Origin of the sequence: Janthinobacterium sp. FW305-128, assembly GCF_020858135.1 — a bacterium.
GTDB lineage: Bacteria > Pseudomonadota > Gammaproteobacteria > Burkholderiales > Burkholderiaceae_D > Janthinobacterium.
In genome coordinates, this window is record NZ_JACYMK010000010.1 from 152,598 (window position 1) to 175,158 (window position 22,561).

Sequence of the window (22,561 nt, forward strand, 5' to 3'; positions counted from 1 at the left end):
GCTTCCATTGGTAATGATCGTCGCCGGCCCGCCGCACGGCGGGCCGGTTGCAGTTTAATAAGTGTATTCCGCCGTGAAGCGCACGGAACGCGGCGCCGTGCGGCCGGCCACCTGCAGATAGCTGCGGGCGATGGCGCCATGGTCTTCGCGCGTTTCGTTGTAGCGGGTCACGGTCTGGCTGTTGAACACATTGAACACGTCCACTTTCAGGCTCAGGCCCTTGACGGCGCTGGGAGTATAGGCCAGATTCATGTCCAGCTGGGCTTGCCATGGCAGGCGGCCCTGGCTGCCGCGCGGCGCCGGCTTGCCATTGCAATAGAAGTAGGAATCGCCGTAGTCGTTCTCGAACTTCAGGTTATCGGGCAGCGCGCCGATGCAGTTGCGCGGCGCCCCCGAAGTCAGCGACAGGTTGGCGCCGACCGTCACGTCCGGGATCACCTGCATGAAGCCGTAGGCCTTGAACGCATGGCGGTGGTCGCCCGGCAGGTAGCCGTAGGCGTTGTACATCAGTTCCTTGTGGTCGTCGCTGACCGTCAGGCCCACGTCGCCGCCGCCGATGCTGTCCGTCTGGCCTTCCATATTGCCCTTCAGCGCAGACAGGGTGTAGGTCAGCTTGCCGTACCAGCCGTTCGTGTACGGGTGCTCGACGAACAAGTTCAGGGCGCGGTAGGTGCGCGATGGCAGCGGGTTGCCCCACTCGGCCGCCGAGATGTCCACGCGGCGCAAGCCCTTGCCGTCGTCGAAGTCCACCATCAGGCTGTTGTCGCGGCCCGGGTTGATGATGGCGCACTGGAAGCCGCCCCAGTTGCTCGTGTCGACGCTGTTGCGCGTGGCCCAGGCTTGCAGCGGACGCGCGTCGCAGGTGTCGTCGTTGGTGTCGTTCAGCTTGCGGTACAGGACGCTGGCGCCCACCACCAGCTTCTTGCTCAGGGCGCGTTCGAAACCGAGCGAGAATTCATCCTGCGACAGCGGCTTGAGGCCGATGGCCGTCACTTCGCGCGCATCGCGGCTCTGGCCATACGCGTTGTTGGCCGAATACGGCTTGCTGATCGCGTGCAGGCCCGTCGGCGCGCCCGTGACGGGATCGACACCCGTGTAGGTGTACATCTCGCTGGTGGCCAGGAAGGGGCTGGCCATGTTGCTCGACAAATTCGATGGCACCGGCAGGTGGTAGCGGCCGCCGTTGGCGAAGAATTTCAGGGTGCCGTCGCCCAGGTAATCCCAGGTGGCGCCCACGCGCGGGGCGATCATATTGCGCTGCGAAATGAAGGCCACGCCATCGGTGCTGTAGTTGGTGAACTGTTCGCGGCGCAGGCCCAAGTCCAGCAGCACCCGTTCCGTGACCTGGTAGTGATCCTGGATGTATTGCGCGGATTGCACGCTGGTCGGACGCGCCAGGTTGGCGTTCAAGTCCTTGCTGACGTAGTAGCCCTGCGCGCCGTAGCCGCCGCCCTGAGCCGGCGTTTCAAACGCGCCGTTGATCGGGCGGTTCGGATCGGTCGCGCGCTGGTAGCTCCAGCGGTAGCCGCCGGCCAGGCTCAGGCCCACCTTCGACTCCACGTCGATGCGGTCGATGCCGCCGCGCAGCGAATGCTTGCCCAGCTTGTATTCGAGATCGAGTCGCTTGGCTTTCTGGCGGTCTTCCGACGACGGGTCGACCAGGGTGCCGGTCACCGTCTGCGGATTGGCGTACGTCAAACCCGGCACCTGGGTCGATGCGTTCGACGACGTTTGCGCCAGCAGCGGATTGTAGCCATTCGGCGTGCGCGTGTGCGAGGTGCGCGATTCGCCCATCATGGCCGTCACGGTCAGCTTGTCCGTCAGGTAGCCCGTGTACTTGAAGATGTCGATGTTGGCGCCCGGCGCGGCCGAGGAGCCGCAGCAGTTGACCGTCGTCTCGCCCTTGCCTGCCTGTACGCCGTTGCTCGCATGCGTGGCGTAGCTGTAGCCGTACGCCTGGCTGTCCGTCTTCGTGCGGTCATACAGCTTGGTATATTCGAAGTGATGGTCGTCCGTCAGGTTGAAATCGAGCTTGGCCGTCATGCGGTCCACCTTGCTCTGGCTCGTGCTCCAGCCGCGCGCCAGGGCCGTGCCCGAGTCGGCGGCGGCGGCGACGGCCTGGCTGTCGGTGCGCGTCTGTTCCAGCGCCACGAAGGCGAACAGCTTGTTCTTGATCAGGGGACCGCTGCCGTACAGGCCCACCACCTTGCTGGTGCTGCCGTTGTCGCGGTTCCAGTACAGCAGGTTGCCGTCCGTCTTGGGATTGGCGCCCGTGTTCGGGTAATACGTGTTTTCCGGCTCGCCTTTCAGCGAACGGGGAATGATGGAGACCTTGCCGCCGAATTCGACCTTGTTGCCGCCGCTCTTGGTGGTGATGTTGATCACGCCGCCCGTGGAGCGGCCAAACTCGGAACCGTAGCCGCCCGACAGCACCTGCAGGTTCGAGATGGCGCCAAACGGCAGCTCCGACGCGCCCACCTGGGTCAGGATGTTGGTGATGGGGAAGCCGTTGACGTAGAACGCGTTTTCCGACTGGCCCGAGCCGCCGATCGATGGCGCATTGCCGTACACGCTGTTGGTGCCGCGCGACACGCCCGGCGTCAGCTGCACGATGGAGGCCACGTCATTGCCGACTGGCAGCGCCTTCAGTTCCTTGGCCGTGAAGATCACGCCATTGTTCGTGTTCGACACGTCGATCGGATTGCGCGACGCCTTCACCACGACGGTCTGCTCCTGGCCCACGGTGCCGGCCGCGCTGGCCGGACCGAAGTTCGCTTCGGCGCCCGCGCCGATCAGGGCTTCGACTTCCTGCGACGCTTCGACCGAACCGGCGCGCAGCACGCGCACCGCATAGCGGCCCGGCGGCATGGAATTGGCCACATAGCGGCCCGACGTATCCGGCGTCAGCGTACGCTGCACGCCCGTCGCCAGGTTTTCCAGCACCACGGTGGCGCCGGCGGGCGCGCTCACTTCGCCGAAGATGGTGCTGGTGGCGTTCGACTGTGCCCAGGCCTGGCCTGGCACGCCGGCCGCCAGGGCGATCACGATCGCGGCGGCGCGGCTGATGTCGCGCAATTTGAGTCGGGTGGTATGCATGTGTCTCTCCGTCTATATCGAGGGTTATACGCGCCCTCCCCGCTCCAGGGCGAAGTCGGGGGGATGCAATTTTTATGGTGAGCGTCGGAAGGGAGAGCCAGGCAGCCATTCCTTCCGGGAAATCAGTCCGTCTTGGCTGATTTTCGTTTTCTTGGGATTACTTTAAAAAGAAAAATAAGTATCGTCAACAAAAAGAAAGTTACAGCGCAAATTTATCGCTAAATTCAGTAAATAAAGACGTTTTATCTTTCGATTCAATCCGCGATGCGGCAGATAACTTTCGTTATCGTGGCGTGGCGGATACACGCGCAGGCAAGAAGGCGGCCTGCAGGAGACATTCCACATGGCAATCCTGATGGAAAAACGCGAAAGTAGCCATGGCAATCCCCTTTCACTTACGTTTATCTTTCGTATTATGCATTTCGGAATATTGTCTTTTTCTTTTCCTGGCAATACCCCGGCCCGCTGGCAGGCTGGGGCATTGTCACGCCTTAAAAGAACTTGTAGCTGGCAGACAGGGCAAACTGGCGGCCGAACAGGTCCTGGCTATGGTTGTAGCCTTCCCAGCCGTTCGGGTCGTAGTACGGCTGCTTGTTGAACGCGTTCTTCACGTTCAAGCCCACGTCCAGGTTCTTGAGCGGCTTCCAGCTGAAGGCCAGGTTCACCGTGGTGTACGACGGCGCGCCCTTGCACTGGCCGGCCGGCAGCGATACCGAGGCGGCGGTGCAGTTTTCCGGCGTGTTGTCCTTGTCCCACGGACCGTAGGCCCAGCGCGTCTTGCCCGAATAGTTGATGAAGACGCTGCTGACGAAGTTGCGGTAACTCCAGTCGGCGTTGACGGTGGCGCGGTAGCGCGGCGAATCGTAGTAGCCGACGGTATTGCCCTTGATGTCGCTGCCGTCTTCGCTGTCGTGGGTGTCGCGCTTGCGGATGGTGGCGGCGATGCCCGTACTCAGCTTGCCCCAGTCGCCGAGCCCAAAGCGCGTGCGCGCATCGATGTCCACGCCGTCCATCAGGGTGCGGCCGCGGTTCGAATACGAGTTGATCAAGCCGCCCAGGTTGCCCACCGAGTAGCCCGGCACGCCGCCCGCGCACACGCCCGCATTGGCGGGATTGGCGCACATGGCCGCCACCGCCGCCATATTGCCCCGGTCCGTGTCCGTCAGGTCGTTGCGGATGGCGCTCGATGTACCTGCCAGGGTCGGGCCGTACTTGTCCACCAGTTCCGTAAACAGTTCGTTGAAGTCCTGGCGCACGATCTCGTCGCGGCGGTTGATGAACCAGTAATCGATGGAGATGCTCACGTCCTTGGCCGGCTGCAGGACCAGGCCCACGGTGGAAATTTTGGCCTTTTCCGGACGCAGGTTCTGGTTCGGCGGCGTCAGGCCGCCTACCGTCGTCGAGCAGTTCGAATTGAGCAGGCTCTTGCCCAGGTCCGCATCCGTCGCCACCCTGGACTTCATCAGGGCGCGCGCCATGGCATTCGTTTCATCGCAGCGCACCGTGTCGCGGATGCCGCCCACCTGGGCAAAGACGCCGCCCGAGCCCGATTCAGCCAGGTTGGGCGCGCGGAAGCCTTCCGAATACGTCCCGCGCAGCATCAGGTCGGGACGCGCGCGCCAGATCACGCCCAGCTTGGGCGCCAGGTTGGCCGAGAAATGCGGGTATTTGTCCAGGCGCGCGGCCGCATTGACTTCCAGGGTATCGCTGAGCGGTACCACCACTTCGCCAAACACGGCGGCGATGGTGCGCTTGCCATCGAACCAGGAACCGCCCTGCTGCGTGATCAGGCCATTGGCCGCATCCGCATTGCCGGGCGTGAGGAAGCTTTCGCGCATCACGTTGGTGCCCACGGCGGCGCGCACTTCGCGCTCGCCCAGCTTGAACAGCGTGCCTTCCAGCTTGGCGTCCCACGTCATCAGCTTGGTCCACGATTCGATGGCGAAGGTCGGATAGGCGGCACGCAGCAGCGCCGCATTGGCCTCGCTGATTTCGCCGAACTTGTAGGCGGGATTGTCGGAGATATACGTGCGGCCGCTGACGGGATCTTTCGTGAACGGGCCGAACGCCTGCTTGAAGCCATTGATATTCAGGTTCGCCGTCTGGAACAGCGTGGAATGGCTGCCCGCCACGCTGAGCGCCGTTTCAAAATCCCAGCCGCCGCCGATGCTGCCGCGCAGGCCGACGAGCGCGCGGTAGTTTTCATCGACATTCTTCTGGCCGAAGTGGCCCGTGGCATCCTGCAACAGATAGTTCAGGCCCGCCGCGCCGCCCATCTTGGCCACCATGTCGGCATCGAGCTTGCCCTTCAGGTAGACGTTGTTCGGACTCAGGAAAGGCGTGGCGAAGGTGTTCAGGGTAGTGCCCGTATTGCGCGCGAACCAGTTGTTCGTGCTGCCGCTGTTGAAGCTGGAGGGGCCATTCTCGCCGCGCATCTTGATGTGGGTGAACGCACCTTCCGCGAACGCTTCCATGTCGCCGCCCAGCTTCAGCCGGCCGCTCAGGTAGGCCGTGGCGCGCTCCGAAGTGGGGCCCGTATCGAGCTGGTTGGGCAGCGCATTCCACACGCAGCGCGTGCCCGACGCCTCGGTGATGCTGTTGTTGCAGCCGGGCGCGGCGCGCTGCGTGCGCGCATTGTTGTTGGCCTTGTCGAAGACAAAGAAGGTCCCTGGATTCATCACGCCCGGTTCGCTGCCCACGCCCACGCGCATGTTCGGGATGAAATTGGGATTGTTCACATAAAAATACGAGGGACGCTTCTGCCAGGTGTCGGCCAGCGCGATGCGGTCGCGCTGGTAGACGTTGACGGAACCGTAGATGTTGTAGCCGTCGCTGGCCAGGTCGCCCACGCCATACAGCACGCTGGCCTGGCGTTCGCCGTACGCTTTCACGCTGGGCGAAAACTCGCCGTTGGCGCGCGCCTCCAGGCCTTGATACGACTTCTTGGTGATCACGTTGATGACGCCGGCCACGGCATCGGAGCCATACACGGCCGACGCGCCGTCCGTCAAAATCTCCATGCGCTCGATGGCGGCGGCGGGAATGGCGTCGATATTGACGAACATGGTCTGGAAGCCGGCCGGCGCGCCGTAGAACGACAGGCGACGGCCATTGAGCAGCACCAGCGTGCCCTGCGCACCGAGGCCGCGCAAGTTCGCCTGCGAGCCGCCATCGGAACCCGTGAACATCGAGCGGAAGTCCTGCTGCGCCGGACGGGCCGCGGGCAGGTTGTCGAGCACCTGCAGCAAGGTGAGCGCGCCCATGTTTTCGATCTGCTTGGCGTTGATCACCTGCACGGGCGACGCCGTTTCCGCGTTGATGCGCTTCAGGCTGGAACCCGTCACTTCGACGCGCGCCAGTTTTTCTTCCTCCGCCGCCAGCGCCGTCGACGCCAACGCGGTTGAGCCAAGTCCGACCGCCACCATGGCGGACATCAGTTTTTTCAAGTGCATTCCCATCTCCCTTTTATAAGTGATTTGTTTTCGTCAGGCTGCGAGAGCCCCTCCCCGGTCCGAAGAGGGGCTCGTCGTTAGTGAAATGATTGAAGTAGTTAGCGCGGCTTGACCGTCGCGCCCTCCGTGCCGGTCAGCACGGCGTTGGCCCAGTTGCCGCAGACCTGGGCCGGGTGGGCGCCGCGCGCGCCCAGGGTGCGCAAACTGAGCTGGCTCAGGCCGCGCACGTCGATTTCGGGTTTGACCACCCCGGGAGCCGTGACCAGGCCGCTGTCATACAGCAGCCGCTCGCCGCTCCAGACCTGGAATTGCAAGCCGCCCGCGCTGCGGCAGCTATCGTCCACGCCCAGGTCGGCGCGCAGCAGATTCCAGTTGCCCGCCAGCTGCAAGTCGATGCGGCTGGCTGGTCCCACGCCGAGGCCCTTGCGGAACCACAGCCCGTTCATGCGCATCTCGGCGGCCTTGCCGGCCGGCCGGTCTTTCGCGACAGTCTTCGGCAGCGCCAGGTCCGACAGATAGCGCTGCACCTCTTCTGCTTCGGCCACGCGGTGTTCGAGCACGCGGAATGCGGACAAGGTCACGGGCGCCACGTCGCTCGCCAGCGCCGCGTCGAACGCGCGCGCCACCGGCCCGGCTTGCGCCGCCGTCACCATCGGGTCGGTGGATGCGGCGCCATCGCCTTCCGGATTTTGCGTGCTCATGACGCGGAAGCGCAGCAAGCGCCCGGCCGTGGCGGGGAAATTGATCGTCTGCGTACCCTCTTGCAATTTGAGCGTGCCGCGCGCAAGCGCCGCGCCCCACTCGCCGTTGTTGTCGCCGATGTAGATTTCGTAATCCCGCACCTGGCCATGCTTCCAGTGCTGATCGTTGCGCGGCGCCAGTTCGATGCCATCGACGAGGCGGCGTTCCGAAAAGCCGATCACCCATTCATGGGGACCGCTTTTCACGGACGGGCTGCGCACGGTGCGGAACCAGGTCTCGGGCTTGCCGTCGAAGGCGTTTTCCAGCGGATAGCCGCTTTCTTCCGCAGGACGCGACACCACCTGCATGGCGTCAGCCGGCAAGGCGCGGCCCGGCACGGGGGCGACGGGGAAGTCGGCATCGATACGCGCCACGCCCAGCGCGCCGGCCACCTGCAAGGCCAGGGGCTGGCGGATATCCTGCGCCGCCACTTTCACGTGCAGGGTGCCCTGGCGGTCGGCAGGATCGAAGAACCAGGCATCAAGCGCCTTGTCGTAGGCGGCGCGGTCGGCCGATGGCGCGAGCAGCCGTTCGCCCGCCTTGACGGCGGCCGGTGCCTGGCCCGCCAGCATGCGCAGCGCATAGCCGCGGCGCGCTTCCTGGCCCTGGTACTTGCCTTCAACGGCGCCGATGTCGACCTGCACGTCGCCGCCCGTCTGGCGCATGCGGATGACTTGCTGGCTGAAGGCGCCGCCCTGGTACTGGCGCGTGTTGCCATCGTCTTCATACAGGGTGTATTCGGACTCGCCGTGCGGGTAGATATCGAGCGTCAGCTGGTCCTTCGGCTTCTGGCCGTCGTACAGCATTTCCGGATACATGGGCAGGATGGCGCCGGCACGCACGAACACGGGCAGCTTGTCCAGCGTGACCTGGAGATCGAGGTCGCGCCCTTTCGCGTCCGCCGTGGCCTGGCGGCCATCCCAGTAGTCGTACCACGTGCCTTGCGGCAGGTGGATGCCCTTGCGCCAGCCGCCGCTGACGGCCTGGCTGCGGTAAACGGGCGCCACCAGCACGTCGCGGCCCAGCAGGAATTGATACTTATACGCTTCCGTGTAGGCGGCCGGGTCTTGCGGATAATCCCACATCAGGCCACGCACCAGCGGCGCGCCCGATTGCTCCGCTTCGCGCACCAGGGTGTACATATACGGCGTCAAACGCATCTTGAGCTTCAGATAGCGGCGGTTGATGTCGCGGTACGGTTGCTCAAACCACCACGGGTGCTTGCGCTCGGCCGCGGCCCAGCCGGACATGCCCATCAGCACGGGCGTAAAGCTTTTCCACTGCAAGTCGCGCAGATAGGTTTCCGGGCTGCCGCCGAAGATGGCGTCCACGTCGCCCGAGGCATACGCCTGGCCGGACAGGCCCGAGCCGATCAGGGTCGGAATGTGCCAGCGGATGTAGTCCCAGCTGGCGCTCTGGTCGCCCGTCCACGCCACGGCGTAGCGCTGGATGCCGGCCCAGCCCATCACCGTCCACAGGAAGGGGCGGCTGTCGGAGTTGTTCAGGATGCCGTCGTAGGCGGACTTGTTCGCATCCATGGCAAACTGGTAGCCCTTGCCCGTCCACGCCACGTCCAGCTTTTGCACGCGGCTGCCCGCCTGGCCCACTTCCCAGGCGATCTTGTCGACGCCGTTTTCCGTCCACAGGCCCGTGCGGAAGCCATAGCCGGCCAGGCCCTTCACCGTTTCCGGCAAGTTCGTGTAGCCGCAGCCATAGCCGTCGTTGGGCAAGATCCAGCCGCCCGGCATGTCGTGTTCGCGGTACTGGCGCGCCACGGTTTCCACCACGTCCGGCGTCTTGCCGGTGGGGCCGTCGCTCCAGCCTTTGGGCACGGAACCGGGCTTTTTCACGTTGTCGCCATCGTTGTAGCAATCGGCGTCGCCGTATTCGAGCGCCCAGCGGGGCAGCATGCGCGCGCGGCCCGTCAAGTCCGTGTAGCGGGCGACGACGTCGCGCAAGTCCTTGCCGACGAAGAAATACGCATCGAAGCGCCCTTCCGCGTGCTGCAGCGAGATCTGTTCCTTGTCGCGCAAATCGTAGTGCCCGTCGGACCAGGTATTGCGCAGCATGCCCCAGCCCCGTGAACTCATGAGGAATGGCGCGGGATTCGGCCGGTCGCCCTCTTCCCAGCCGCCCGAATACGACACGGGCACCTGCTTGCCCTTGAATTCGAAGCGACCATTTTGCTGCCCGCCGCCGAAGTAACGCTCGCCCGGCAAGCTCGATAGCACCTGCACGCCCTGCTTGTCGTCGAGCGACAGCGGCTGCACTTCGCGCCACAGCGGCACCGCATCGCCCTTGCGGTACAAGGTAAGGCGCAAGGGTTTGCGGTCGATGCGCAGGTTCAGGGCTTCGGTGCTGATCACGATATGGTCGGGATGCTCGCTGATCTCGTATGCCACTTGCGCGGCGGGCTGGCCCACGACGATGGGCGCGGCCTTGTCGCCGGGACCCGTCAAGCCCCCCTTGCCGCCCGCCTGGATGCGCAACACGTCCGCCTGCGGCAGGCTGATACGCAGCTGCATGCCCGTGTCGCTGCGCAGATCCCAGCCCAGCGCCTCGCCCTTGGCCACGTCGGCCGCATGCACGGCGGAGAGCGACTGCAGATTGCCGATAGGCGCGGCTTGCAGGCCAGGGGCAGCCAGGGTGGCAAGGGCGGCGAGGACACAGGCGGCAAGGGCGCGGCGGGGAAGCGGGAGAGGTTTCATCTGCGGGCTTTCAGAAAATCGAAGTGATGGAAATACTTTAAGAAGAAAAATAAATATCGTCAATCAAAAGAAAGTTCTTAGACCGATTTATTAATAAAATGCCCAGAATTGGCGCATTTTTCTTACGTTTCACCAAAATGTCACAAAACATACTTTCGTTATCGTCGTATTTCAGCGACAGGCGGCGGCACGACTGGGTTTCATGCGGCAGCGCAACATGATTGGCGTCCAGAAAAGCACCAGTTCGACGCCATTATTTCGCAAGCCACACAACTATTTACTTTCGTTTTACTTTCGTATTTGACTTTTCGAAATTTAGTATTTATGCTTTCTCCAACAAACACTTTACTGACCTCTCATGACTACCCTTCTTCAGCGTGACATTCAAACCTGGCGCGACATCGGCGGCCTGCACACGGCCGAGGAAATCGCCCATCAGCCCGCCATCTGGCGCGCGCTGGCCGGCATTTTGCGCAGCGAGCAAGCCAGCCTGGCCGCCTTTCTGGGCGATGCGCTGTCCCATCCACAGCAGCGCGTGATCCTGACGGGTGCCGGCAGCTCGGCGTATGTGGGCGAAATCGTCGTCGACACCCTGAATGCCGCCTGGCCCGCGCAGATCCGCGCCATCGCCACCACGACTTTGCTGACGCACCATGAGCTGTACCTGGAAGCGGATGCGCCCACCCTGCTCGTCTCGTTTGCCCGCAGCGGCGACAGCCCGGAAAGCCTGGCGGCCGTGGAACTGCTGCGCCAGGTCGTGCCCGGTGCGCGCTTCCTGAACATCACTTGCAACGCCGATGGCAAGCTGGCGCGCCAGGGCGCCAACGACAGCAATACATATAACTTGCTGATGCCGGAAGGCAGCTGCGACCGCGGCTTCGCCATGACCAGCAGCTTTAGCAGCATGCTGCTGGCGGCCCTGTCGGTACTGGGCAAGGACGTCGACGTGGCGCGCCTCGAGACCCTGGCGCAGCTGGGCGAAGACGCCCTGCGCGACTGGTCGGCTCCCGTGGCGGACCTGGGCTCGCAGCCGGTGCAGCGCGTCGTTTACCTGGGCAGCGGCCCGCTGGAAGCGCTGGCCAAGGAAGCGGCCCTGAAAATTCTGGAATTGACGGGCGGGCGCGTGATGGCGATGGCGAATACGCCGCTGGGCTTCCGCCATGGCCCGAAATCGGCAGTCACCACGGAGTCCTTGGTGATCCTGCTGCGCAGCAGCAAGCCATTGGCGCGCCAGTACGAAGACGACTTACTGCAGGAACTGCAGCGCGACAGCGTGGCGCAACGCTGCCTGACGGTCGGCATCGGCGGCGACCTGTCGGCCGACGCGCCGGCCTGGCCCGACGCCTGGCTTGCCCCGCTGTGGCTGCTGATGGCGCAGCAATATGCGCTGCACCAGTCCGCGCTGCTGCAACTGCGCCCCGACAATCCATTCGCCGGCGGCATCGTCAACCGTGTCGTGCAGGGCGTCACCATCTATGGCCATGACCAATTCTAATTCCATCCAGGGCTTTCACGGCATCGACATCGGCGGCAGCAAGATGGAGCTGGTCGCCTTTGCCGACCGCGACGGCGCGCTGACCGAAACGTTCCGCGAGCGCGTGGCCACGCCGGGCGACGATTTTAGCGCCTTCGTGCAGGCGATCGTCGACCTGGTGGCGCGCGGCGACGCCGCCCTGGGCACGACGGCGCCCGTCGGCATCGGCTTGCCCGGCGTGATCGACAGCGCCAGCGGCCGGCAACTGAGCTCCAACGTGCCGGCCCTGAACGGCCGCCTGGTGGCGCAAACCCTGCAGCAAGCCTTGCAGCGCCCTGTCGCCATCGGCAACGATTGCCAGTGCTTCGCCCTGTCGGAAGCGCAAGGCGGCGCGGCCGACCATGCCGCCAGCATGTTCGGCGCCATCCTCGGCACGGGCGCCGGCGGCGGCTATTGCGTGGGCGGCCAGCTGCTGCGCGGCTTGAACGGCGTGGCCGGCGAATGGGGCCACTGGAGCCTGCCCGCCACCCTGCTGGCGCAGCATGGCCTGATCGATTACGCCTGCCCGTGCGGCAAGGCGGGCTGCCTGGAACGCTACGTCTCCGGCCCCGCCATGAGTAAACTCCACGCGCATTTCGGCGGCGACGGCGCCGAGCCGCTGGCCATCGTGGCACGCGCCAACATGGGCGACGCCGTGGCCGAACGCACGGTGGCCGTGCACCTCGACGTGCTGGGCCACGCGCTGGCCGGCCTGGTGCTGGCCTACGACCCGCACGTCATCGTGCTCGGCGGCGGCCTGTCGAAATTGCCGCACCTGTACGACAAGCTGCCGGCCGCCGTGAAGCGCCACCTGTTCCCCGGCGTGCACGTGCCGCCCATCCTGCCGCCCCGCTTTGGCGACGCCGGCGGCGCGCGCGGCGCGGCCCTTTTGATACGACAACATATAAAGGCGTCAACATGATGAAGCAAGCGGAAAACCCGGGTTTTACCCTGTCGCCCATCCAGCAAGTGATCAAGGCGCACCGCCGCGGCGAGCGCGTGGGCCTGTACGCCGTCTGCTGCAGCCACCCGAGCGTGCTGCGCGCCGCCATGCGCGTGGCCAGCGAGTACGACACCGTGCTGCTGGTCGAAGCGACCTCGAACCAGGTCGACCAGTTCGGCGGCTACACGGGCATGACACCAAACGTTTTCCGCGACACCATGCTGGCAATGGCCCGGGAACAGGGTTTCCCGACCGAGCGCCTGGTGCTGGGCGGCGACCATCTGGGTCCGAACGCCTGGCAGCACCTCGACGCGGCCTCCGCCATGGCCCACGCCGAGACCCTGATCGCCGCGTATGCGTCGGCCGGCTTCCATAAAATCCACCTCGATTGCAGCATGCGCTGTGCCGATGATCCCCTGCAGCTCGACGATGAAACCGTGGCCGCCCGTTCGGCGCGCCTGTGCATCGTCGCCGAAGCGGCGGCCGCCGCCGCCGGCTTCGCGTCGCCCGTCTACGTGATCGGCACGGAAGTGCCGGTTCCCGGCGGCGAAGCGTCCTTGGCGCAGGCCGGCGCCGTCACCAGCCCGCAGGCCGCGCGCCGTACCCTCGACGTGCATTGCCGCGCCTTCCTCGACAACGGCCTGCACGACGCCTGGCGCCGCGTCATCGCCATGGTGGTGCAGCCGGGCGTCGATTTCGACCAGAGCAGCATCCAGCACTACGATGCGCAGGCCGCCGCCGAGCTGTCGGCCTTCGTGGCCGAGCAGCCTGGCCTCGTGTTCGAAGCCCACTCGACCGACTACCAGCGCGAATCGGCCCTGCACGCCATGGTGCGCGACCATTTCGCCATCCTGAAAGTGGGTCCGGCCGCCACCTTCGCCCTGCGCGAGGCGCTGTTCGCCCTGTGCCAGATCGAGGAGGAACTGCTGCCGGCGCACGCCACCTCGCAGCTGATGCAGGTGCTCGACGACGTGATGGTGGCCAAGCCGAAGAACTGGATCAAGCATTACCTGGGCACGCCGGACGAGCAGCGGCTGATGCGCCGCTACGGCTTGAGCGACCGTTGCCGCTATTACTGGGGCGAGCCGGAAGTGGCGGCCGCCGTCGGCAAGCTGCTGGCCAACCTCGATGCCGTGGCGATTCCACTGCCGCTGCTGAGCCAGCATTTGCCGGAGCAATATCTGGCCGTGGTGCAGGGCAGCTTGCAGGCACAGGCGCCGGCCCTGATCGAGCACAAGATCGGCAGCTTGCTGGCGCAATATGCGCGCGCCTGCAACCGCAATGTGGCAGTGGCCGTCATTGCCGAAGCGGCAATCTGTTAAGCTCGGTATTTTCATTTTTTACCGAGCCCGCCACCATGCGAAATACCAGCCAACGCCGTGAATCCATCCTCCAAATGCTTGCCCAGCAGGGCTCGGTGCAGGTGACCGATCTGGTGGAAAAGCTCGGCGTGTCCGCGGTCACCATCCGCAGCGACTTGAATGCGCTGGAAGCGCAAGGCATGGCCACGCGCAGCCACGGCGGCGCGACCCTGACGCGCACGCCGCCGCCCGAGCATACGATACGCCAGAAGGATGCCATCAACCACGAGCAGAAGGAGCGCATCGGCGCCTACGCGGCGCGGCTGGTGGAACCGGGCGACAACATCATCATCGACTCGGGCACCACCACCATCTCGCTGGCGCGCCATCTGCGCGACGCGACGGGCGTGACGGTGGCCACGAATGGCCTGAACATCGCGTGGGAGCTGGCCGACGCGCCCGGCGTGGACCTGATCCTCACGGGCGGCCTGCTGCGCAAGCAGTCGCTGTCGATCCAGGGCAGCCAGGCCGAAACCTGTCTGCAGGCCTACAGCTTCGACAAGCTGTTCCTGGGCGTGGACGGCTTCGACCTGCAGTTCGGCGTCACCACCCACCACGAAGCGGAAGCGAGCCTGAACCACAAGATGGTGGAACGGGCCAAGAAAATCATCGTCCTCACGGACGCCTCGAAGTTCGGCCGCGTCAGCCTGCACCGCATCGTGCAGCTGGACCGCGTCGATACCGTCATCACCGATGCCAGCATCAGCCAGGAATACCGCGAAGGGCTGCACAAGCTGGGCATCGAACTTTTTATAGCGGAATAACACATGCTGAGCGGCAGAATCCTTACCCCATCTGGCTGGATCACGGGCACCATCACTTTTGACCAGCGCATCGTCCAGATACAAGAAGACCCTGCCGCCGACAGCGCGCTCACCATCCTGCCCGGCTTCATCGACCTGCACGTGCATGGCGCGGCCGGCGTCGACATCATGGAAGGCGGCAACGCGGGCGCCACCGTGACGCAGGTGCATGCGCGCCACGGCACCACGGCCCTGCTGGGCACCACACTGACGGCCAAGGAGCCGTCGATCGTGCGCGCGCTGCAAGGCCTGGCCGGCGTTATCGCCGAACGTCCCGCCAACGGCGCACGCATGCTGGGCGTGCATCTGGAAGGACCGTTTTTGAACCTGCACCGCCTGGGCGCGCAGCCGCCCGACGTGGTGCAAGCGAGCCTGGCGCTGGTGCAGCGCTTTCACGCCATCGCCCCGATCAAGGTCTTGACCATGGCGCCGGAAATCCCCGGTCACCTGGAACTGATCCCGCAACTGGCGGCGATGGGCATCCGCGTGCAGATCGGCCACAGCGCCGGCACGTATGACGATGGCGTGGCCGCGCTCAAGGCCGGCGTGTCCGGCTTTACCCACCTGTACAACGGCATGACGGGCATGACGCACTACGACCCGGGCATGGTGGGCGCGGCGCTCGCGCATGCCGAATACGCGGAAATCATCCCCGACCTGCAGCACGTTGCCAAGGGCGCCCTGCGCGCGGCCCTGCGCGCCATCCCGCGCCTGTACGGCGTGACCGACGCCACCTCGGCCACCGGCATGCCCGATGGCGAATACGGCCTGGGCACACAGCGCGTCTATAAATGCATGGGCTGCGTGCGCCTGGCCACGGGCTCGCTGGCCGGGAGCGTGCTGACCATGGACCAGGCCCTGCGCAATTTCGTCGACCTGGGCCTGGACCTGGCCGACGCCTCGAACCGCCTCTCGCTGTACCCGGCCGATTATCTGGGCGAATCCGAACGGGGCCGTTTGGCACCGGGCGCCTGGGCCGATATCGTCGTCCTCGATTCCACACTACAGCCCGTGTCCGTCTTCGTCGAAGGCGCGGCCATCGATCTTTCCACCCGCTAGATTCAGTCTCTAGAACCAGCCCCCAACCTCAACCCCGTCCCGGAGTTACCATGCACGACACGTCACACAAGGCCCCCGTGTGGGCCATGCGCTACCTGCTATTTATTGCCGGCATGGGGGGATTGCTGTACGGCATAGACATCGGCATCATCGCCGGTGCCCTGCCCTACCTGGAATCGACGGCCTCGGTGGCCTGGAAACTGACGGCCCAGCAGCTGAGCTTTATCGTCGCCGCCGTGCTATTGGGTTCAGTCCTTTCTTCGCTGTTCGCCGGCGCCCTGGCCGATATCCTGGGCCGGCGCTGGGTGATGTTCCTGGCCGGCGCCCTGTTCAGCGCCAGCATCCCGCTGATCGCCCTGGCCGACGGCTACACGCCGCTGCTGCTGGGCCGTCTGCTGCAAGGCATCAGCGGCGGCTTGATCGGCGTCGTCGTGCCCCTGTACCTGGCCGAATGCCTGCCCGCGCAGCAGCGTGGGCGCGGCGCCGCCCTGTTCCAGCTGCTGCTGACCATCGGCCTGGTGGCCGCCGCCCTGATTGGCCTGCTGCAGGCGCAGACGGTGGAAACGGCCACGCAGGCGGCGCAGGCGTTGCCGGAAGCGGGCCGCATCGCCGCCATCTTCACGGCCAAGGACCACGCCTGGCGCAGCATCTTCTGGGTCTGCCTGGCGCCTGGCCTCGTATTTACCATCGGCGCCCTGCTGCTGGCCGAGTCGCCGCGCTGGCTGGCGCGCCGCGGCCGCGTCGAACAGGCACGCCAGTCGCTGCTGAGCACGCGCCTGCCCGCCGCCGCCGACCTGGAACTGCGCGAAATGCTCGATACGCCCGAGAACGCGGCCAAGGCCAGCGGCCATGCCAGGGCAAAAGACCCGCTCTTGAGCCGCCGCTACGTGCTGCCCTTCCTGCTGGCCTGCCTGATCCTCGCCTGCACGCAGGCGACGGGCATCAATTCCATCCTCGCCTATGTCGTCAATATCCTGAACCAGGCAGGCCTGTCGGGCGCCTCGGCCAACATGGCGGACGTCCTGTTGAAAGTGCTGAACGCCGTGATGACGGTGGTAGCCGTGCTGCTGGTGGACCGCAAGGGCCGCAAGTTCCTGCTGATGCTGGGCACGGGCGGCATCGTCGTCTCGCTGCTGGCGGCCGGCTTGCTGTTCCGCGGCGCCGAAGCGCACCTGGCCGACGTGCGCCCCGCCATCGCCGCCCAGGTGCAAAACGACGGCCTGGCCGTGCACCTCGATGCGGCCACCTTGACGGCCTTGGGCGCGGCCGCCGACGGCACGCCGCAGCAGCTGACCATCGCCTACGCCTACGGCCCCTTCACCAACGTGAAAAGCCTGCGCAGCGACGACCCCGTACTGCGCCAGGTGACGATCGCCCGCGAAGACGCCGTACAGGCCGACAGCGTGATCGGCGTGTTCTTCCGCAAGCTGCACCTGAACCCGTTCGCCGACCCGGCCGCCGGACGCGAGGCGCCGCTGCGCATCGAGAAGGCCAGCCTGGGCCCCGTGCCCCCGTCCACGCACGGCTGGCTGGTGGCGATCGCCATCTGCGTGTTCGTCTCCAGCTTTGCCGTGGGACCGGGCGTGTGCGTGTGGCTGGCCCTGTCCGAGCTGATGCCGACCCGCATCCGCTCGAACGGGATGAGCATCGCGCTGCTGGTCAACCAGTTCGTCTCGACGGTGATCGCCGCCATCTTCCTGCCGACCGTGGGCTTGCACGGTTATTCGACCCTGTTCTTCTTCGGCGCCGGCTGCACCGTGCTGTACTTCCTGGCGGCCGCGTTTTTGTTGCCTGAGACCAAGGGCAAGACCTTGGAAGAGATCGAAGCGCACTTTTCCAAGTAAGCCCGAGTAACCAACTGTAGCAGTCTCCTTTCCAGCCCCGGCCCACCGTCCGGGGCTGTTTTTTTGCCTGCCGGTCAAGTTGACGGGGCCGGCGCGCACGGCACCGTACGGTTTTCCTTCTGGAATCACGGGCGCGTGGGCTAGAATCTGGCTGCGTCGTGCTACTCACGAGGCGGCAATGGCGCCATGACAAAAACCACCAGGAGACACAGTGAGCTTATTTAGAACCAAGAATTTGGATGACATGATTGCCCACAGCAAGAAGCCGGGAGGTCTGGCCAAGGTGCTGGGACCGTTCGACCTTGTCCTCATGGGCATCGGCGCCATCGTCGGCACCGGTATTTTCGTGCTTACCGGCACGGGTGCGCTGACGGCCGGCCCCGCCCTGTCGCTGTCGTTCGTCGTGGCGGCCGTCGCCTGCTGCTTCGCCGCCCTGTGCTATGCGGAATTCGCCTCCACCGTGCCCGTGGCCGGCTCCATCTACACCTACAGCTATGCGACTTTGGGCGAGCTGGCCGCCTGGATGATAGGCTGGGACTTGCTGCTCGAATACGGCCTGGCCGCGGCCGCCGTCTCCGTCGGCTGGTCCGGCTATTTCCAGTCGTTGCTGTCGGGCTTTGGCATCGCCCTGCCCGTGGCCCTGACGGCCGCGCCGGGCGCGCTGCCCGGCGTGACCACCTTCATCAACCTGCCGGCCCTCGTCATCATGCTGCTGCTGACGGCCATGCTGGGCTGGGGCGTGCGCGAATCGGCGCGCCTGAACAACATCATGGTGGCCATCAAGGTGGGCGTGGTGCTGCTGTTCATCATCTTCGGCGCGCGCCACGTGCAGCCGGCCAACTGGCAGCCCTACATGCCGTTCGGCTACCACGGCATGCTGAGCGCCGCCGCCCTCGTCTTCTTCGCCTTCATCGGCTTTGACGCCGTCACCTCGGCCGCCGAGGAAGTCAAGAAGCCGTCGCGCGACCTGCCCATCGGCATCATCGGTTCGCTGGCCGTGTGCGCCGTGCTGTACGTGGTGGTGTCGGCCATCATGACGGGCATCGTGCCGTATCAGAAATTCCTCGGCGTCGACCATCCCGTCTCGCTGGCCCTGCAGTATGCGGGCGAAAACTGGATCGCCGGCTTCGTCGACCTGGGCGCCATCCTCGGCATGACCACCGTGATCCTCGTGATGGCCTTCGGTCAGACGCGCATCATCTTCGCCATGTCGCGCGACGGCTTGCTGCCCAAGCGCCTGTCGACCGTGCACCCGCGCTTCCACACGCCGTTCTTCGCCACCTGGCTGGTCGGCATCGTCTTCGGCCTGATCGCCGCCACGATCCCGCTCAACATCCTCGCTGAACTGATCAACATCGGCACCCTGGCCGCCTTCACCATGGTCTCCGTCGCCGTGGTGGTGCTGCGCAAGAAGCGTCCCGACCTGCCGCGCGCGTTCCGCTGCCCCGGCGTGCCGTTCGTGCCGGCGCTGGCCGTGATCCTGTGCGTGGGTCTGATGACCTTCCTCAGCTGGGTCACCTGGATGGCCTTTTCCATCTGGCTGGTGATCGGCCTGGCCATCTATTTCGGCTACGCGCGCCGCCGTTCGCTGCTGCATCCGCAACAGTAAGCCCGTCACTGCGCCATCGCAGTAAGATGGCGGTCTCGCAACCGTGCAGACCGCCATCCATGCAACCTTCCCCCGACCTTATCGCCCAACTGGACCAGAGCACGGACCAGCTCAAGCGCGCGCGCCTGCGCAACATGCAGTGGCTGGCCGCCGGCCTGCTGCTGCTCGCCGCGCTGGTCTTCGCCGTGGCCCGCTCGCAACGGGGCGGCCATCCCGCATGGGGCTATGTGGAGGCATTCGCCGAAGCATCGATGGTGGGCGCGATCGCCGACTGGTTCGCCGTCGTCGCCCTGTTCCGCCACCCGCTGGGCATCCCCCTGTGGCATACGGCCATCATCCCCAACAGCAAGGCGGATATCGGGCGCAGCCTGGGCGCTTTCGTGGAAAACCATTTCATTACCGAGCAAGGCATCGCCGAGCGCATCGTGCAAGCCGATCCCGCTGCCCGCCTGGGCGCCTGGCTCAGTGACGAGGTCCATGCGCGGCAGCTGGGCATGGCCAGCGCCGGCGTGGTGAAACAGCTGCTGGCGATGGCCGACCACGACACGCTGGGCCGCCTGCTGCGCGAGCAGGCCAGCGCCTACCTCGGTCAATTGAATGTATCGGACGTGGCGGCCGACTGCATCGACGCGCTGATCGCCGACGGCAAGCCGCAGCAATTGCTGGACTTCCTGCTCGACCGGGGCGCTGCCTACCTGGACGACGAGGCGCACCACGCCGCCATCGGCGACTTCGTGCTGGGCGCCTTCCAGATCGAAAACACGCTGGTGAAAAAGGCCGTGAAGGCGTACGAGCCGCGCATGATCGCCTCGCTGCAAAAATTCGCGCTCGCCGTGCGCATCGACCCGGCCCACCCGCTGCGCCAGCGCATCGGCGGCTGGATCGCCGACAGCGCGCTGCACCTGAAGGCCGATCCGCAGTGGCAGGACACGGTGCGCCGCTACCAGCTGCAGCTGATCGCCAGCGATACGGTGCAAGCGATGCTAGGCGAGCTGTGGGACGCCATCCGCGCGCGCCTGCTGGCCGACCTGCACGCCGACGCGCCCGTGCTGGCGCAAGCCGTCGCCAGCCTGGCGCGCAACACGGGCCAGGTACTGGGCAAGGACGAGCATGCCCGGGCATGGCTGAATGGCGCCATCGTCGCCGGCAGCGGCGCGCTGGTACGGCGCTACCGGGGCGAGGTGGGCGCCTTCATCGCCGCCCGCCTGGACTTGTGGAGCAAGGAAGAAATGAGCGAGCGCATCGAACTGGCCATCGGGCGCGACCTGCAGTTCATCCGCATCAACGGCACCATCGTGGGCGGCCTGGCCGGCCTGCTGATCTACGCCGCCAGCCAGGCGGTGTAAGCGGGCTTTTCCAGCGCCAGCGCCAGCGCCTGGCGCGGCATCACGCCAGCTGCGGTTTCAGCAGGCTCGTCACTGATAACTGCTTGCGCGGCGCGGCAGCCCGGGCTGCCGGCCGGGCTGCCGCGCCGGCCGCCACACTGCGCACCAGCTGGAAGGAATCGACCAGCGTCGCCAGTTGCACGGCCTGCTGCTGCATGCCGGCCGCGGCGGCGGCGGCCTGCTCGACCAGGGCCGCATTTTGCTGCGTCACGTCGTCCATCTGCGTGATGGCCTGGTTGATTTGTTCGATACCCTCGCTCTGCTCCTGGCTGGCCGCCGTAATGTCCGCCATGTAGCCGGCCACCTGGCGCACCGACTGCTCGATATCGCCCATCGTCTTGCCGGCGTCCTGCACCAGCCGGCTGCCCGCCCCCACCTTGTCCACCGAATCGCCGATCAGCACCTTGATTTCCTTGGCCGCCTGCGCCGAGCGGTGCGCCAGGCTGCGCACCTCGGACGCCACCACGGCAAAGCCGCGCCCCTGTTCCCCGGCCCGCGCCGCCTCGACGGCCGCATTCAGCGCCAGGATATTCGTCTGGAAGGCGATGCCGTCGATCACGCCGATGATGTCGACGATCTTGCGCGAGCTGTCCTGGATCGAGCCCATGGTGGCAATCACCTGCGACATGGCTTGTTCGCCCTTGTGCGCGGTCTCGGAGGCGGTATTGACGAGGCGGTTCGCCTCGCGCGCATTGTCGGCATTCTGCCTGACCGTGCCGGTCAGTTCTTCCATGGACGACGCCGTCTCTTCCAGTGCGCTGGCCTGCGACTCCGTGCGCCGCGACAGGTTCGCATTGCCTGCGGCGATTTCCTCCGCGCCGCGGCCCACCACGCCCGTCGATTCCTTGATTTGCCCGACCAGCAGCTTGACGTTCGTCTGCAGGACGCGCAGCGCCTGCGCCACCGCCGTCAGTTCGTCGTTGCCGCTGGCGCTGATGTTGCCCGACAGGTCGCCCGCGCTCATGCGCTCGATATCGCCGCGCATGCGCTCCAGCGGCACCACGGCCGCGCGCTGCACGGTGTAGCCGCCGGCCGCGCACGACACCACGCCGCAGAGAGTGCTGAACAGCATCGGCATGCCGGCGTGTCCCGACGCCACATAGGAGATGGCCGGCGCGGCAACGAACAGCAGCGCCAGCGAGCCGAACACGAGGGACATCCGGGCGCGCAGCGTCAATTGCGCCAGCGGATTCAGGCGCCGCACGAGCGAGCGGTGCATGGCCACGCCTTCGCGCACTTCCAGCGTCGTGCTGCCTTGCTTGATGGCCTGGTATGCCTGCTCGGCGGCGGCCACCTGTTCCCGGCTGGGCTTGACGCGGATCGAGGTGTAGCCCACCATCTGGCCATTTTCCAGCATCGGCGCGGCATTCGCTTCCACCCAGTAGTAATCGCCATTCTTGCAGCGGTTCTTGACCATGCCCGTCCACGCCTTGCCGCTCTTGATGGTGCGCCAGAAGTCGGCGAAGGCCTCGGCCGGCATATCCGGATGGCGCACGATGTTTTGCGGCGCGCCGATCAGCTCCTCGGCCGAAAAGCCGCTGATATCGATGAAATCCTGGTTGACATAGGTGATGTTGCCCTTCAGGTCAGTCTTCGATACCACCGTCTGACCGTCATGAAGCACATATTCCTTGTTCGTTACCGGCATATTTGTACGCATTTCTGTCTCCCCTGTCCTACACAAGCGAATGGCGGCGCCACCCGAAAAGAAGCGGGCTCGCGCCCTGGCCTGAACAACACTGCTCTTTCCTGCACAGATCCTGACAAGTGACGAGAGGCGCCTTGCCAACAACTTGCCTCTATTTGCCATCTTTTTGACTTAGATCAAATTCATTTTGCTCCATGATTTAACCAATTACAACATTTAAATGAAAAATTTAAACGAATTTATCACTTTTGAAATGATGACAAATGGATAGATTTTCGCCTCAACAGAGGAAAAACACAGGGTCTCGAGGCAATATTGCAAACAAGACGGCAGTTGCACGGCAAACACAAATCATTAAAATCATGAAATTCATTGCATTCTATTTTATTTGAGGTATGA

At 65.1% G+C, this 22,561-nt stretch carries 12 protein-coding genes; 8 read left to right on the forward strand and 4 right to left on the reverse strand.

Annotated features, from left to right (window positions below; genetic code table 11):
* Positions 1 to 54: 54 nt before the first annotated feature.
* The 3 genes from IGS60_RS20840 to IGS60_RS20850 all read right to left on the reverse strand — a co-directional run bounded on the left by IGS60_RS20840 (position 55) and on the right by IGS60_RS20850 (position 9,997).
* Positions 55 to 3,096: a TonB-dependent receptor gene (locus IGS60_RS20840; protein WP_230506053.1), complete on the reverse strand. Its 3,042-nt coding sequence runs from the start codon at positions 3,094 to 3,096 to the stop codon at positions 55 to 57.
* Positions 3,097 to 3,587: 491 nt separating this feature from the next.
* Complete coding sequence (locus IGS60_RS20845; protein WP_230506054.1) at positions 3,588 to 6,548, reverse strand: TonB-dependent siderophore receptor; 2,961 nt, start codon at positions 6,546 to 6,548, stop codon at positions 3,588 to 3,590.
* 98 nt (positions 6,549 to 6,646) lie between these two features.
* The gene (locus IGS60_RS20850; protein ID WP_230506055.1) at positions 6,647 to 9,997 is read right to left on the reverse strand and encodes a TIM-barrel domain-containing protein; all 3,351 of its coding nucleotides are present in this window, start codon (positions 9,995 to 9,997) and stop codon (positions 6,647 to 6,649) included.
* Positions 9,998 to 10,355: 358 nt separating this feature from the next.
* On the opposite strand from IGS60_RS20850, the gene IGS60_RS20855 reads away from it, so the two are divergent.
* The 8 genes from IGS60_RS20855 to IGS60_RS20890 all read left to right on the forward strand — a co-directional run bounded on the left by IGS60_RS20855 (position 10,356) and on the right by IGS60_RS20890 (position 20,475).
* Positions 10,356 to 11,492, forward strand: a complete 1,137-nt coding sequence (locus IGS60_RS20855) for an SIS domain-containing protein (RefSeq protein ID WP_230506056.1) — start codon at positions 10,356 to 10,358, stop codon at positions 11,490 to 11,492.
* Entirely contained in the window at positions 11,479 to 12,432 is a 954-nt protein-coding gene (locus IGS60_RS20860) for an ROK family protein (RefSeq protein ID WP_230506057.1), read from the forward strand. Before IGS60_RS20855 ends, IGS60_RS20860 begins: the two co-directional genes overlap by 14 nt.
* Positions 12,432 to 13,775, forward strand: a complete 1,344-nt coding sequence (locus IGS60_RS20865; RefSeq protein WP_230506143.1) for a D-tagatose-bisphosphate aldolase, class II, non-catalytic subunit — start codon at positions 12,432 to 12,434, stop codon at positions 13,773 to 13,775. Before IGS60_RS20860 ends, IGS60_RS20865 begins: the two co-directional genes overlap by 1 nt.
* 35 nt (positions 13,776 to 13,810) lie before the next feature.
* Positions 13,811 to 14,578 carry a DeoR family transcriptional regulator gene (locus tag IGS60_RS20870; RefSeq protein ID WP_070223655.1) on the forward strand — a complete coding sequence of 256 codons (768 nt, stop codon included), beginning with the start codon at positions 13,811 to 13,813 and terminating at the stop codon, positions 14,576 to 14,578.
* Between the two features lie 3 nt (positions 14,579 to 14,581).
* Positions 14,582 to 15,676 carry an N-acetylglucosamine-6-phosphate deacetylase gene (locus IGS60_RS20875; protein WP_230506059.1) on the forward strand — a complete coding sequence of 365 codons (1,095 nt, stop codon included), beginning with the start codon at positions 14,582 to 14,584 and terminating at the stop codon, positions 15,674 to 15,676.
* A 50-nt stretch (positions 15,677 to 15,726) separates the two neighbouring features.
* Entirely contained in the window at positions 15,727 to 17,520 is a 1,794-nt protein-coding gene (locus tag IGS60_RS20880) for an MFS transporter (protein ID WP_230506060.1), read from the forward strand.
* 211 nt (positions 17,521 to 17,731) lie between these two features.
* Complete coding sequence (locus tag IGS60_RS20885; RefSeq protein ID WP_070313618.1) at positions 17,732 to 19,129, forward strand: amino acid permease; 1,398 nt, start codon at positions 17,732 to 17,734, stop codon at positions 19,127 to 19,129.
* 59 nt (positions 19,130 to 19,188) lie between these two features.
* The gene (locus IGS60_RS20890) at positions 19,189 to 20,475 is read left to right on the forward strand and encodes a DUF445 domain-containing protein (protein WP_230506061.1); all 1,287 of its coding nucleotides are present in this window, start codon (positions 19,189 to 19,191) and stop codon (positions 20,473 to 20,475) included.
* Between the two features lie 40 nt (positions 20,476 to 20,515).
* Here the strand turns inward: IGS60_RS20890 and IGS60_RS20895 are convergent, their stop codons facing one another.
* Positions 20,516 to 22,174 (reverse strand): PAS domain-containing methyl-accepting chemotaxis protein, encoded by a 1,659-nt coding sequence (locus IGS60_RS20895; RefSeq protein ID WP_230506062.1) that lies wholly within the window; start codon positions 22,172 to 22,174, stop codon positions 20,516 to 20,518.
* Positions 22,175 to 22,561: the final 387 nt, after the last annotated feature.

Excerpts from the sequence above, each read along its gene's own strand:
- IGS60_RS20840 (WP_230506053.1), bottom strand. The coding sequence starts at position 3,096 with ATGCATACCACCCGACTCAAATTGCGCGACATCAGCCGCGCCGCCGCG.
- IGS60_RS20865 (WP_230506143.1), top strand. The coding sequence starts at position 12,432 with ATGAAGCAAGCGGAAAACCCGGGTTTTACCCTGTCGCCCATCCAGCAA.
- IGS60_RS20845 (WP_230506054.1), bottom strand. The coding sequence starts at position 6,548 with ATGCACTTGAAAAAACTGATGTCCGCCATGGTGGCGGTCGGACTTGGC.
- IGS60_RS20855 (WP_230506056.1), top strand. The coding sequence starts at position 10,356 with ATGACTACCCTTCTTCAGCGTGACATTCAAACCTGGCGCGACATCGGC.
- IGS60_RS20870 (WP_070223655.1), top strand. The coding sequence starts at position 13,811 with ATGCGAAATACCAGCCAACGCCGTGAATCCATCCTCCAAATGCTTGCC.
- IGS60_RS20880 (WP_230506060.1), top strand. The coding sequence starts at position 15,727 with ATGCACGACACGTCACACAAGGCCCCCGTGTGGGCCATGCGCTACCTG.
- IGS60_RS20875 (WP_230506059.1), top strand. The coding sequence starts at position 14,582 with ATGCTGAGCGGCAGAATCCTTACCCCATCTGGCTGGATCACGGGCACC.
- IGS60_RS20890 (WP_230506061.1), top strand. The coding sequence starts at position 19,189 with ATGCAACCTTCCCCCGACCTTATCGCCCAACTGGACCAGAGCACGGAC.
- IGS60_RS20895 (WP_230506062.1), bottom strand. The coding sequence starts at position 22,174 with ATGCGTACAAATATGCCGGTAACGAACAAGGAATATGTGCTTCATGAC.
- IGS60_RS20860 (WP_230506057.1), top strand. The coding sequence starts at position 11,479 with ATGACCAATTCTAATTCCATCCAGGGCTTTCACGGCATCGACATCGGC.
- IGS60_RS20850 (WP_230506055.1), bottom strand. The coding sequence starts at position 9,997 with ATGAAACCTCTCCCGCTTCCCCGCCGCGCCCTTGCCGCCTGTGTCCTC.